General features: G+C 37.9%; 13 protein-coding genes. 1 reads left to right on the forward strand and 12 read right to left on the reverse strand.

Features of this window, described 5'->3' with window-relative positions; translation table 11 throughout:
* Positions 1–87 precede the first annotated feature (87 nt).
* The 7 genes from DN064_RS04980 to DN064_RS05010 all read right to left on the reverse strand — a co-directional run bounded on the left by DN064_RS04980 (position 88) and on the right by DN064_RS05010 (position 6,751).
* Positions 88–972 carry a hypothetical protein gene (locus tag DN064_RS04980; protein WP_115461527.1) on the reverse strand — a complete coding sequence of 295 codons (885 nt, stop codon included), beginning with the start codon at positions 970–972 and terminating at the stop codon, positions 88–90.
* Positions 962–1,444, reverse strand: a complete 483-nt coding sequence (locus tag DN064_RS04985) for a hypothetical protein (RefSeq protein ID WP_157962240.1) — start codon at positions 1,442–1,444, stop codon at positions 962–964. Before DN064_RS04985 ends, DN064_RS04980 begins: the two co-directional genes overlap by 11 nt.
* 275 nt (positions 1,445–1,719) lie before the next feature.
* Positions 1,720–2,790 (reverse strand): DegT/DnrJ/EryC1/StrS family aminotransferase, encoded by a 1,071-nt coding sequence (locus DN064_RS04990; RefSeq protein ID WP_115461529.1) that lies wholly within the window; start codon positions 2,788–2,790, stop codon positions 1,720–1,722.
* Positions 2,780–4,042 (reverse strand): ABC transporter ATP-binding protein, encoded by a 1,263-nt coding sequence (locus tag DN064_RS04995; RefSeq protein WP_394347477.1) that lies wholly within the window; start codon positions 4,040–4,042, stop codon positions 2,780–2,782. The genes DN064_RS04990 and DN064_RS04995 overlap by 11 nt, the downstream gene beginning before the upstream one ends.
* Positions 4,043–4,044: 2 nt before the next feature.
* Positions 4,045–4,905 (reverse strand): ABC transporter permease, encoded by an 861-nt coding sequence (locus tag DN064_RS05000; RefSeq protein ID WP_115461531.1) that lies wholly within the window; start codon positions 4,903–4,905, stop codon positions 4,045–4,047.
* Between the two features lie 71 nt (positions 4,906–4,976).
* Complete coding sequence (locus DN064_RS05005; protein ID WP_115461532.1) at positions 4,977–5,822, reverse strand: class I SAM-dependent methyltransferase; 846 nt, start codon at positions 5,820–5,822, stop codon at positions 4,977–4,979.
* A gap of 2 nt (positions 5,823–5,824) precedes the next feature.
* Positions 5,825–6,751, reverse strand: coding sequence for an NAD-dependent epimerase/dehydratase family protein (locus DN064_RS05010; protein WP_115461533.1), 927 nt, complete (start codon positions 6,749–6,751; stop codon positions 5,825–5,827).
* Positions 6,752–7,039: 288 nt separating this feature from the next.
* Here DN064_RS05010 and DN064_RS05015 point away from each other — a divergent pair, with 288 nt between their 5' ends.
* Positions 7,040–7,825 carry a sulfotransferase domain-containing protein gene (locus DN064_RS05015; RefSeq protein ID WP_115461534.1) on the forward strand — a complete coding sequence of 262 codons (786 nt, stop codon included), beginning with the start codon at positions 7,040–7,042 and terminating at the stop codon, positions 7,823–7,825.
* A 127-nt stretch (positions 7,826–7,952) separates the two neighbouring features.
* Here the strand turns inward: DN064_RS05015 and DN064_RS05020 are convergent, their stop codons facing one another.
* From DN064_RS05020 to DN064_RS05040, 5 genes are read right to left on the reverse strand one after another with little or no spacing between them, the layout of a single operon-like run.
* Positions 7,953–8,930, reverse strand: a complete 978-nt coding sequence (locus DN064_RS05020) for an SDR family oxidoreductase (RefSeq protein ID WP_115461535.1) — start codon at positions 8,928–8,930, stop codon at positions 7,953–7,955.
* Complete coding sequence (locus DN064_RS05025; protein ID WP_115461536.1) at positions 8,917–10,209, reverse strand: nucleotide sugar dehydrogenase; 1,293 nt, start codon at positions 10,207–10,209, stop codon at positions 8,917–8,919. Before DN064_RS05025 ends, DN064_RS05020 begins: the two co-directional genes overlap by 14 nt.
* Positions 10,196–10,792: a sugar transferase gene (locus tag DN064_RS05030; RefSeq protein WP_115461537.1), complete on the reverse strand. Its 597-nt coding sequence runs from the start codon at positions 10,790–10,792 to the stop codon at positions 10,196–10,198. The genes DN064_RS05025 and DN064_RS05030 overlap by 14 nt, the downstream gene beginning before the upstream one ends.
* Position 10,793: 1 nt before the next feature.
* On the reverse strand, positions 10,794–13,283 hold the full coding sequence (locus DN064_RS05035; RefSeq protein WP_115461538.1) for a GumC family protein: 2,490 nt from the start codon (positions 13,281–13,283) through the stop codon (positions 10,794–10,796).
* The gene (locus DN064_RS05040) at positions 13,284–14,081 is read right to left on the reverse strand and encodes a polysaccharide biosynthesis/export family protein (RefSeq protein WP_115461539.1); all 798 of its coding nucleotides are present in this window, start codon (positions 14,079–14,081) and stop codon (positions 13,284–13,286) included.
* Between the last annotated feature and the right edge of the window lie 44 nt (positions 14,082–14,125).

The raw sequence follows: 14,125 nt of genomic DNA on the forward strand, positions 1-14,125 counted from the left end.
CAATTAAATCAAAATTATTTTCTATTAGAGTTTGTAAAATGGCATATCCACTGTAATTAAAATGTCTCGTGACGTAGAGGATTCGCATTATCGTATTTTCTTTTCAAAATATTTGATAGGTAAAAGACAAACACTCAAAACTAGAGCAGTCTGCATAAAACCCGGAACGCCTGCGAGATATAAAAAAAAGTGCATGCTTACAATTAAAAATATTACTAAAATGTTAAACTTGTTGGTGAAAAAAATAATAATACAAAATAATTCAATAAGTAAAGAACCTATAGACAAGGACGCAAATAGCCAACCATTAGTTGTAAAATCAAATACTGGCTCCTTAAAAACGTAAAACCAAATTGAGTTTAAAAACCTATCGTAAATAATTCCTTGGCTAGTTCCCCCATCTAACCAACTGACACCTTTGTAAAGAGGGATTATTTTCGCTAGTCCAGCGGCAACATATATATAGACAAACCAACCTGAAACTAATTCTACGGGCCATCGATAAGTATTCTTGTATTCTGATTCGGTTTTTATAAAACCAAAATATTTATCAAGAGATAATACATCCTCTGATCGAGCAAACATTAAAATCAATAAAGGAAACCATAAATACAACCACGGAACCGGTGCATCAAAATGACTATACCAAAAACTGAATAATAACAAAAATGAAGTAAAAAGCAAGGGCTTAACTAGGCGGCCAAATAAGCCCAATATTAAAAACACACTGAGAACTTGTGTTATAACCTGCAAATATGGGACTGAAAATTCTGCAATTAAATTATCCATAAACTGTGGGAATATTGTCGGCTTTTCAGTTCCATTGACAACTTGAAGCAAATTCAATAATTCACTACTCGCAGAGTAAAAAATTTGAAGTCCCAATAAAATTCTGAATACCGCCAATTGTCTTGCTGATCCAGGTCGTTTGATTCTTTCTAAAATATGGTTGTTTGAATAATCAATCTGCATAACACTCTTTCAATTGATATTCCGGAATAAAAATAGGACCATAATGAATCTGCTTCTGGATATTTATTTCAATGGCTTTACAAATATCTGGATCGAACCACACTTCTTTTGTTTCATAGTTTACAGCATGGATTCCTACCCATAATGTGTCAATACCGTCATCTTGCAAATGTTCAAGTAGAAATTCGAAGTTCTCCCTCTGAGATTTATTATGAAAAGTTGTAGCAAATGTATACTCGTGGGTATATCCCAATCCAAAGTGCTCCGCCATAAAAAATGTCCCTTCCTTTCTTAGTTCAAGAATCTTTGGTTCATTATTTAACCAATAATAATATTTCGGGAAATAGACGGTTTTTGGTTTATTAATAAATGGGCTTGACCATCTAAACATCCCAACATCATAAAAAGGATAATTTGGTTTTCCAAGTAAAATACAGATTGAGTTTCCTAATATCACAACTAGCACTGCCAATTTGACCCCAGTCGGAACTGGAAGATTCTTAATTTTTCTTATCTGGTCTTTGAACCTTGAAGAGCAGATTAAAGAAAAAGCACCTAAAAACAAAAAAATTAATTGTGAAGAATAATAGACTGTTCGTCTCCAACTTTCAAAAATATCGATTCCGAGTTCTTGCATACTCTGAACAACATTAGCTGCAACTATGAACAGTAAAATTGGTAACAGTATAAAACGATATTTTTTGATATGACTTAGCAAAAGTAATTAGGCTGCGTTGAGAGAATATCTCATACAATTAGACTTGTAATTCTTAAAATATCACTTTCTGTTAATTTATCATGTAATGGAAGACAAAGAATTCTCCTTGAAACATCTCTTGCAATGTAACAACTACTTTGCCTTAGATATGGTAAGGTATCCATGGTTGGAAAAAAATACCTTCTAGGATAAATATTGTTAATCTCAAGTGTTTGTTTTACCTCGAGTAATTTTTTTACACTTTCGAACATTACAGGAAAATAAGCATAATTCCAAATGGCCTTATCTCGAATATGAAACATATCAATATTTGAACCACCTAAACACTCTTGATACAAATTAATTACCCTTTTACGCCGATCCATAATTTCACTCATATATGGTAGTACAACTAGCCCCATGGCCGCTTGTAATTCAGACATTTTTGCATTAATGCCTAATCCATAAAAAGCTTCGGGACCCTCGTGTCCAAAATTATGGTGTTGAAAAAACTGATCATAGTATTCAGATTTACAAAATAGTGCACCACCTTCACCAGTGTGGAACAACTTGGTGGCATGAAAACTGCAGGTACTTACATCGCCATAATTAAAAATAGATTCCCCTTTGTATTTAACCCCAAAACAATGAGCTGCATCATAAATCACTTTAAGATCATACTTTCTTGCAATGCGGTCTATTTCTTCTACATGACAGGGATTCCCATAAACGTGGGTTGCCAAAATAGCAGAAGTCTCAGAGGTAATTGCGGCTTCTATTTTTGTTTCGTCTATTGTTAAATACGTTGGATGAATGTCCACAAAAACTGGGGTACAAGATTCCCAGACTATAGCCGCTGTAGTGGCAACATAAGTAAAAGGGGTTGTAATAATTTCGCCTTTTAGTCCCAAGCCTTTAATTGCAATTTGTATTGGGAGTGTACCATTGGTCATTGCAATAATATTTGACACCCCTAAGAATTCTTTTAATTTTAATTCCAGTTCTTTCACTAAAACCCCTCTATTAGTCATCCAGCCTGTATCCCAAGCCCGTTTTAAAATTGACTGATATTCTTCCTGTGAGGGCAAGAAGGTCTTGGTGACGTTTATTTTAGCCTTCATACCATTCAAATTGCGGTCTAATAAAACCAGGTTCTCTACCCATGAATACACCTAACTCTCTAGCCCCATTAACCACTAGAAAGTTGGCAATATCTTTTTCAATAAAAATCGCCTGCCGCCGGTCTTCTATGAGATAAATTGAGAGGAAAAATTGACCAGGTTGCAAAAATGACTTTGGGAAAACACAATGAATTTTATTATCCCCCTTTTTTAACAGTAATCCAGACCTTCTATGTGAAATTGAAAACAAGGGCTCTCCAGTCTCACTTCTAAGGTGATAGGTAATATGATACCTTTCAGGCCTAGAACTTTTAATTTCAATATCTGTACTAATCACAATTTCCTTATCCTCTACGATTGGCTCGCCAACCACCTTATTATCGTTTTTTACTTCAATAGATCTCAAACAATATAATTCAGTGTCAAACTCTGTTTGAAAGCTACTTGAATTTAATTGATTATTATTTCCTTTTAGATAATAGGTAACTGCCTCATCTGTGCCTCCATCAAATACTTTCTGACCATTTTCCAAAACAAGTGCCTTTGAACATATACTCTTAACTGCTGCCATATTATGGGATACAAATAATACAGTCCTACCTTCACCTTTAGAAATATCTTTCATTTTACCAATGGCCTTTTTTTGAAATTCCGCGTCTCCAACCGCTAGTACTTCATCCACCACCAAAACATCTGGCTCTAGATGAGCTGCTACTGCAAAGGCTAAACGCACCCGCATTCCAGAACTGTAGCGTTTCACAGGTGTATCGATATAGCGCTCACATCCTGAAAAAGCAATAATTTCTTGTTCTTTACCCCGAATCTCAGCCTTAGTCATCCCCAAAATAGCCCCGTTTAAATAAATATTTTCACGTCCGGTCATTTCTGGATGAAACCCAGTACCTACTTCCAGTAAGGACGCAATACGTCCTTTAGACTTAACAACCCCGATGGTTGGACTAGTCACTCTTGATAAAATTTTTAATAGAGTAGACTTACCAGCCCCATTTTTACCAATAACGCCTAAAACTTCTCCTTGTTCAACTTCAAAATTTATATCCTTAAGTGCCCAGACATAATTGGATTCTCCCCTAATTGTTTGATCATTGGATTCACCTATTTTTAAAAAAGGATCTTCCTTCCCTAGAATGTTATACCACCAACGTTTCAAATCATCTCGCAAGGTCCCCGTACCTACCAATCCTAACCGGTATTGTTTTGATAAATTTTCTATTTTAAGAATACTACCCATAATTAAACCGTATCAATAAATCTTTTCTCAGTCCTGTTAAACAGTAAGAGACCCATTAAAAAAATAACCAAACTAATCCCACAAGTATACATTAGCGCCCAAAGAGAAAAGCTTCCCTCCCCCAAGAGCATGTAGCGAAATCCTTCAATCATTTGACTTAATGGATTAAACTCAACAAATGGAATTAACCACTCTGGAAACTTCAGGCGCGCTTCGGATAAAGGGTATGGGACTGCAGACAAGTACATTAATAAAGAGGTAGCAAAACCTACCAAAACAGTCAAATCTCTGTATTTAGTGGTCATAGCCGTGATAATCATACCTAAACCCAGCCCCAAACTTGCCATCAGAAATAGGTAAAGTGGCATTAATAAAAGATTCAAACTTGGAGATAATTCATAGCCATGATAAACAAAAAATAGATAAAAAAGAATGAAAATAAACAACTGAATACCAAACTTAAATAAATTAGCTACTACCTTGGATAATGGCACAATTACTCTTGGAAAATACACCTTGCCAAATATATTTTGGTTTGCTCTAAAGGTGTTGGACGTATTTGTCAAGCATTCTTTAAAATAGGTCCAGGCGGTAATACCAGCCAGATTAAACAAAAATGGGGGTACTCCATCAGTTTGTATTTGCCCCAAATTATTAAACACCAAAGTAAAAACTAATGAGGTAAATAAAGGTTGTACTAAAAACCACAAGGGTCCTAGAATAGTTTGCTTGTAGGCCGTTACAATGTCTCTACGCACAAACAACAATAGTAAATCTCTATAGCGCCAAGTTTCTCTTAAATTAAGATCAAACCATTTGTGTTCAGATGAAATGGTATAAAGCCAATGTTCGTGTTTAGACATAAAAACATAGGGTAATAATTAAATTAAATCTCTCAAATTCAGAAGAAAATCTAAGTGAGTATCTCATAAGATTATCTATTCTTATAGAGAATTAACTGGCTCCTTGCCCCTTTGCGCCGCAGCCATTTTGGTATAATACGTTCATACTTCAATACACTTTGTCGAAACTTCACTTTTGTTCTTCCGGTTATTGGTAATACTCTGTAGAACCGATCAAATATACCAAAAGGCTCCACTAAAACCTCACGGAAATATTTTCTTCCAATTGTCTCGTAATGTTTAGAACTGTTATCACGGTGAGGATGAGGATCCCTGGTTTCCCAGGCCTTAAATTTTTTGGGCTGAAACCATTTAGAGGGCCTTCCTGGTACTGGAGTAGCCCAACGCAATTCGTCCAATAATTTTGAGTTAACAGCAGGTTCAAAAAAACGAACTTCGCCATGATTCTTCAGAATTGTAACTATCTTCTTAATAAATTGTTCTTCTAATTGATGGTCCAAGTGATGAATTAAGGCTTTCCCAACCACCAAATCAACAGAGTCTTCCGGTATATCAGCTAACAAAAAATCATCCCCAATAAATTCTATGGGATGCTTAAAAGGATAGTCGGCATTCAATGTATTTATGAGCTCCCCTGTTTTAGCCGAAATATCGTTTGCTAACACTTTAGCACCAAAGGAAGCCATCACTGCAGCATTCAATGCGTCACCAGCACCCAACTCTAAAACAGTTTTTCCGTTCAGGGTATCTTGAAAATTCTTATAATAAAAGCCATGCCAACTGATGTGTGTTGATACATACTCCTTAAAATACTCATCGCGGTTTTTGAGAAACTTGAGATGTCCTTCTATCCCTGTCTTACTGTAAAGTTGATCGTAATGAAGTTTATTCTGATGTTCGGAGCTACTACCTTTCATCCTTATGATTGCACTGCAATATCCATCAATTGAGTGAGTCCTTCTTCAAGGGTTGTTAGTTCTTTTCCAAGGATACTTCGCATTTTTGAAAGATCAGGACAGCGTCTCCGCATGTCCCCTTCCTCAAGCGCTTCTCTATGAATGATTTCTGACTTAGAATTGGTTAGTTTAATAATGCGGTGTGCTAATTCTAAAATGGTCATTTCCTTATCGTTACCCACATTTAAAACCTCATTAATACAATTAGCCGAATGAAGCGCTTTTACTACGGTTTCAACGGTATCATCAATATAGCAAAAGGAACGGGTTTGTAAACCTTCCCCATAAATGGTAATAGGCTCATTTCTTAGGGCTGCTTTGAGAAATCTGGGTATCACAAAATCCTCACTCTGCTTAGGACCATAGGTATTAAAAAAACGGAAGATGGTATAATCAAGCCCGTACTCCTTCTGGTAGGCCTTAAAGAAAGCTTCTCCTACATTTTTTACAATCGCATAGGGTAAGCGGGAATTCAATGGAGTGGTATTCTCATTCTGTGGGATCTCGAAGGGTTCCCCATAAACCTCAGATGAGGAGGAGAAAAACACCCGTTGCACTCCAGAATTTTTAGACAAGGATAATAGGTTCTTAATACCTTCAATATCCTCTAGCACTGCAATTGGATGGGCCAATGTGCGTTGTACTCCTACCACCGCCGCCAAATGAAAGACATAGTCGAACTCAAAGCGTCCGAATACTGGAACTATGTCATTATAAATATTGACATTGGCATTGATAAAGCGTATGTTTTCCGCTTTGGGAATCTTATTCAAATGTCCTGTGGACAAATTATCAATGATCACAATGTCATTGTCAGGATCAGAAGCCAGAGACTCGGCTAATGCTGAACCGATATTACCTGCCCCTCCTGTTATTAAAAAGGTACTCATGCGTAAACCTAGAGGTTGATGCTACGAATCTAAGGGTTTTTACGATAATAAAAAACCTTAATAACTCAAATCTAGAAAGATGGTAACATATAACATATAAACCTAAAAATTCGGAATTAAATCAAAATAATTACTAGGTACTATTAAAGCATCTAATCTTAAAATTGAAAAAAGTTTGTCACTAGACTAATACCAAAATCGAGTTAAACAGTTTGCATGTAGCAGGGAATTATTAATATCTTTCTATCCTTATTTGTTCATTCTAATTACTATTTAATTAACAGCATTGTGAAATCTAAAAAAGGAACTATCATTTTAGAATTAGAAAAGATTTATCGTAAGATTCTGAACTTCAAAACAGGCACCACTAATCAGCTATTTGGATATAAAGACTATCATAAATTCGTGATTATAAGCACCTCAAGAACTGGTTCTACCTTTTTAATGTCTCTGCTAAATAAGCATCCTAACATTATTTGTGAAGGCGAAGTATTCAAAAAACTTAATGGAAAGTCCTGTCTCAACATATGGAATTCGTTGTTTTCTAAAAGACCCAAGTCTATAAAACAAGTTGGGTTTAAATTGTTCTATTTTCACCCTTATGAGGATGATCAAGCCGTTTGGGACTATCTACTCAAGGATAAAACAATTAAAATTATTCACTTGAAAAGAAAGAACCAGTTTAGGGTCTATTTATCACAGCGTATCGGGTTAAAAACAAAACAATGGACTGAAAGTAAATACAAGCCTCATAATTTAAGCACTCAAGATAAATTAGTGAGTATAGACGTACTTGAGAGTAAAAAAGCAATTGAAGAAATTATTACATACGAGAATAAAACAGACAGTCAATTCAAAGAACATAGCATGCACGAACTTTTTTATGAAGACCTGGAAAAGGACCACTTAAAAGAGATTGCTCAGGCATATGAATTTCTTAAGGTACCGTACGCAGAGGTTGAAGTTGTTAATACCAAACAAAACAAAGAAACAGTTAAACAGCTGGTATCTAATTTTGAGGAATTAGAAAAAGGGTATAAAAACTCTAGTTTTGAATGGATGATTTTCGGTTGAATCGAAACATATATGTTTTAGCCTTCTAAGTAATAGTAATTGATAAATGTGAATGGATGGCGATTAAATGTAGTTTGAGATTCCTTCGCTTTGCTCGAAATGACGTTCCAGTTAATGAACAGTATGCTTACTGATTTTTTGAAAACCAATCCCAACTAAGTTTTAATCCATCGCGGACGGATACTTCGGGTTGATACCCCATCAATCGCTGTGCTTTGGAGATATCAGCCAGCGAATCTCGTACATCTCCTTGCCGTGATGGTCCGTATTTGGGATTTATAGACTTTCCAGAGGCCTCAGATAGGTACTGCCATAATTGGTTGACCGAAATCCGTTCTCCACAGGCTACATTAACGACCTGATTGGCCGCTGCTTTATCAGCAAACATAGCTTTGACATTCGCTTGCACCGCATTAGCGACATAAGTAAAATCCCGTGTTTGTTCACCATCTCCATTAATGGTTGGTGCTTTACCATCCACTAGTGCCTGCATAAATAAGGGAATCACCGCTGCATAAGGACCATTAGGACTCTGCTTGGGGCCATACACATTAAAATACCGTAAACCGATCATGTCTGTTTGATAGGTCCTTCCAAACACATCCGCGTACAACTCGTTGAGGTATTTGGTGACGGCGTAAGGAGACAAGGGATTACCAATCTGATCTTCAACCTTGGGTAAGCTTATATGGTCCCCATAGGTTGAACTAGACGCTGCATATACCATACGCTTCACGGTTTTGGACTCCTTCAAGGCAACACACATGTTTAAGAAACCTGTCGCGTTTACGTTATGAGAGGTTAAGGGATCGGCAATGGATCTAGGTACAGAACCCAATGCTGCCTGATGGCTCACATAATCCATGCCTTCCATTACCTGCTTACAGGTATCCAGATCACGTATATCACCTTCCATAAACTCAAAGTTGGGAAGATCCTCAAACTCTTGAATATTATGTCGATAGCCATTAGACAAATTGTCCAATACCCTCACATGCTTAACTCCTTTATCTAGTAAATAAGCAACGATATTGGAGCCAATAAAACCGGCCCCACCAGTAACAAGAATGCTCGAAGCTTTAATATGCGAATTATAATCTGGCATCCACCTCCGTTTTTGGCAATAAGCCCTTAACATCAAATACCACGGTTTGGGCCTGTTTCATAGACTTAAGGTCCATGTCCTTAAACTCCTGATGGGCCACCGCGATAATAATACTGTCATAAGATTCTGAAAGATTGGAAGCTTCGCTGATGAGATCAAGACCGTATTCGTCCCGCACCTCATCGGCGGAAGCCCAGGGGTCAAACACATCCACCTCCATATGGTAAGATTGTAATTCGTTGATGATATCTATCACCCTTGAGTTCCTAATGTCGGGACAGTTCTCTTTAAAGGTAATCCCTAATACCAGGGTTTTAGCCCCTTTAATGGTTGCCCCTTTCTCAATCATCATCTTCACCGTTTCCTGAGCCACATAGCCCCCCATAGAATCATTGAGCTTTCGGCCAGCTAAAATTATTTCCGGATCATAACCTGCCTCAATCGCTTTCTGCGCCAAATAGTAGGGGTCTACCCCAATGCAATGCCCACCGACCAACCCTGGTGAGAATTTTAAAAAGTTCCATTTGGTACCAGCAGCCTCCAGTACGGCCTTAGTATCAATATCCAATTTTCTGAAGATTTTAGACAGTTCGTTAACAAAGGCAATATTAATGTCGCGTTGTGAATTCTCAATCACTTTCGCCGCCTCCGCTACTTTAATGGAAGGGGCCAAATGAGTCCCTGCAGTTATTATAGAGCGGTATAAGTCGTCAATTCGTTTGGCAATTTCAGGTGTGGAACCCGAAGTCACCTTTAATATTTTGGTGACCGTATGTTTTTTGTCTCCTGGATTAATACGTTCTGGAGAATAACCCACGTAAAAATCAGTATTAAAAACAAGCCCCGATATTTCCTCCAATATAGGTACGCAGACTTCTTCCGTAGCCCCAGGATATACCGTGGATTCATAAATAACAATATCTCCTTGTTTAAGCACCTGAGCAACAGTAGCACTGGCTTTCTCTAATGGGGTTAATACCGGATGGTTTAAATGATCGGTTGGCGTTGGTACTGTTACAATATAAATGTTGGCATGGGCAATATGCTGGGATTGATTTGAAATATACAAGCCTCTCTGATGCGCTTCAGTCACCAATACCTTTTTTAGATCGGAATCTTCCACCTCCAGTGTGTGATCGGTTCCCCCTTGTAATTCCATAACCCGCTGAGCATTGATATCAAAACCAATCACTTCGTACTGTTTGGCTAATTCCACTGCCAGGGGTAAGCCTACATAACCCAAGCCTATAATGGCAATCACATCCTTATTTGAAGGCATAAACAAATGTTTTAAAAAGCAGCTGTAAATCTAATGAAAAACAGTAATTCTTCACATAGGTTTTATTGATTTGTACTTTGTCTGGCCATATGACCTTATGGTAGTAGACATGAGGATTACTCTGTTTTTTTAATATCCTTGATTCACTTCTATATTTAAGACTAGCAGGACCTGTAATCCCAGGCTTTACATCAAGTATTAGTCGATCTTCTCCATGTAATGTATCGGCATAGCCAGGCAAATCAGGGCGCGGCCCCACAAAACTCATGTCTCCTTTTAAAATATTTAATAATTGTGGCCACTCATCGATGTGGGTGTTTCGTACCCAACGTCCTAAACTATTGGTATCCTCAGTCTCCAATCCAAACTCGTGCAATTCCCCTCTTAGCGTTCTCAACTTATACAAAGTAAAAGGACGACCATATTGACCTATGCGTAGCTGTTGGAACCAGGCCCAGCGATTTAGACTTATGGCCATCAAAAGAAAGATGAGCGTAAAGGGAATTACTAAAACTGGTAAAACCACCATGCATAATAGAACATCAAAACCACGTTTTATAAGCCTTTGTTTTTGACTAAGCATGTTACAGGTTATGTCGAATCCAACGCCAGATAAGTTTAAATCTGGATTTCGCGTCGTTTTCCAGATAGGCCCGGCCGTAGGTACCATAACCATAACCGTAACCGTAGCCATAGCCATATCCGTAGCCATATCCGTAATTGGAATTGGCCTTGTGACGGTAGAAGTTAAGTACAAAATGGACATTTTTAATCTGCCCCGTACGGTACTTGGCATTAATTAATTGCAGCATGCCCTTACGGGTGTAATCCAACCGTATCATAAATAGGGTCGCATCAGCATAATGGGACAGTTCCATGGCATCGGCTACCAATCCAATTGGCGGGGTATCCAATATCACCATGTCATAATCCTTACGCAATTGGTTGATTACTGCTGTTAAATTGACCGAAGCCAATAGTTCCGAAGGATTTGGGGGTACAGGACCGGAAGGAATGATAGTTAAATTCTCAATAGATGTTTGAAACTTCACCTCTTCCAGAGTATTATCGCCAATGAGATGATTAACAATGCCTAAATCATTAGTGACATCAAAATCTCCGAAGATTTTAGGCTTGCGAAGATCCAATCCTAATAAAATGGTTTTCTTACCCGATAAGGCATAGGCCGTAGATACGTTAATGGAGGTAAAGGTTTTGCCTTCTCCACTCACTGAGGAGGTCACCATAAGGGTCTTCCCACCGACCCGAGTTTGTTGATTCTGGTAAATGAATTGTAAACTGGATCGAACAGCCCTAAAAGACTCAGCTACAGCCGATTTAGGCTTTTCAAGAACCACCAAATTGTTTTTATAGGGATATTTCCCAATAAGACCGATTATGGGAATCGAGGACAATTGTGTGACCTGGTCGGACCCATGGATCGTATTATCTAGTAAAAAGACAATAAAAATAAGGAACATGGGAGCAAAAAAACCAATCATGAGCGCCATCATATAATTGAGGGTCGTATTAGGCCCAATCTGACCACCACCAATGTCCTTTGCCGAGTCAATCACCTTAATATCGGATACATTGGCTGCCTTGGAGATCGCGGCTTCCGATCGCCTTGCCAGAAAAACATCGTAAGCCTGCTGAGAAATATTAATCTTGCGCTGGATTTTTAAATATTCCTGCTCTTCTTCTGGTAAGTCTCTTAACTCAGCCTCCATCTGAGCAATTTTGGACTGAATGCTACTTAACTGAACATTAATGGTGTTTCGAGTCGCTTTTAGGGTTTCCAACAGGACATTTTTCTCAGCATCTATTTGCCGATCTACATCCTTAAATAGGATATTTTCAGGCTGGGTAGTGTACTCCAGATTCTGGCGTTGAATCGCCAGATCCGTTATTTTTCTGACACTGTTCGTAACATTAGGTTCATTAATTCCGACAGAAGTAGGTGCCGCAATTTTGGTGTAATCTGATTTATTCTTTAAATAGGTTTCTAAGGTATTTAGATATTCTAACTTTAGTTTTTCACCCTCGTATTGCAAGTCCAAATCCTTCATACGAGAGAGCTTGAAATTTATTTCATCATCAACATTAAAAACCTGATTGTTACGCCGAAATTCATTCATTTGTTGAATTACATCTGATAAGTCAGCATTAACAGAATTCAAGCTCGAATCAATAAAACGAATGGTATTGGTAGCGAATTGGTTTTTTTGCCGTAATTCGGTTTCACTTAAAATAGCCGTGGTAGAATTTAAATAATCTACAATTTTGGCCTTATTTAGACCTATCATTGATAGTCTCAATACATTGGACGCCTGTTTGTTAAAAGAAGATACCTGAACGGCACCTTTATACCTATTCACCACCGCATCAAAGCTTCTGAATCTGAGGTAATACACCACAGAGGTATCTACCAATACTTTTTTCCTTCTCTCAAATCTACCATTTAAAATAGGTAATTCAACAGACTCTCCTATTTTAAACAACCATGGTCCAGATTGATCTACGGAAACATTGACTGTTGGGTATTCACCCGAATAGGTCTGAGCCAATACAGAACTACCTAAATCAGGAATTCGAACTTCAATAGAATGCTTATCTCTGAACTGTATTTCAATTAACTTATTTAGTATTTGTGGGTACTCTCTACTAATTTGAAAATCAAACGGCGCTCTATTATAAATGTCCTCTAATTGGTACTTTCCCTGCCTTAAATATGACTTAAAAAACTGCAAAGAATCCACAACCAGTTCGTTATGGGTCCTTGTTGCAACTGCAGTCATCACCCTACTGACCTTTCCTGATACTCCACCCCAGTTAAATTGAATACTGGTTGTAGAACTGAAAAAGGGACTTTGTTCATTCTCCACACTCATAATCGTTTCTAAACGATACACGTTGGGCTTTCTAATATTGATAAAGTAGGCAACCGTTAACGCTAAGCCAATACACAAGACGACCACTTTCCACAAGTTTAGTGCCTTAAACAAAAACCCTCTGAAATCGAAACTAAGTCGTCCCGAATCAATATCTTCTATATCGTCATCAAAATTCCGCATTTATAAATTGGAAATTAGCAAGTAAGTAGAAATAGCCACTGAAATGACGGCTGCAACATTAATAATGGTCTGGAAACCAGTTGTTCCTGTTCCCAAAGATTTTTGAGGGAGGGGCTTCACATAGATCATATCATTGGGCTGAATAAAATAATAGGGCGACTCCATTAAGGCCAGATCTGTTAGATCAACTCTGTGTATTTCTTGACCTTGAGGGTATTGTCTAATGATCATTACTTCCTTGCGATTACCAACAAAGTTGACCTCCCCAGATTGAGCCACTGCCTCTAAAATATTGACACGATCTTTATAAATCACCTGCTGCCCAGGATTGCCCACTTCACCCAAGGCTGTAAATCTTAGACCCGCTAATTTAACAGTTACAAAGAGATTTGCCGCCTCTTTAAACTGGTCTTTCAACAATCGCTCTTCTATAATCTTTTCAATTTCAGCAACAGTATAGCCTAAAACATTAATGTAGCCCAACACCGGAACCCGTATGTTACCATGTAAATCCACGTTAAAGCCTTCAAAATACAAGCGCTGCTCGTTTACAGCCCCATTATTAACCGCATCCTCTAAGGGATTATAAATCTGCATTTCATCCTGATCCAGGGCCTTTACACGAATTTGCAGGATATCGTTGATCTGCACCCGGTAAGGTTTCTGGACTTCCTGAGCAAATTGCAAGCTGTCCGAGGCTTTATCCTTGTCTTGAAGATATACGAGATCCTTATTGGGTATACAGCTGCTGGCCATTACTAAAGCCAGTAAAGAAAGGATCCATAATGATTGACGCATAGCAGTAAAGTGGTTGCTCACAAATATAATTGAACGTCTTCAAT

The sequence above is a fragment of the Winogradskyella aurantiaca genome, assembly GCF_003362725.1.
Taxonomy (GTDB): domain Bacteria; phylum Bacteroidota; class Bacteroidia; order Flavobacteriales; family Flavobacteriaceae; genus Winogradskyella_A; species Winogradskyella_A aurantiaca.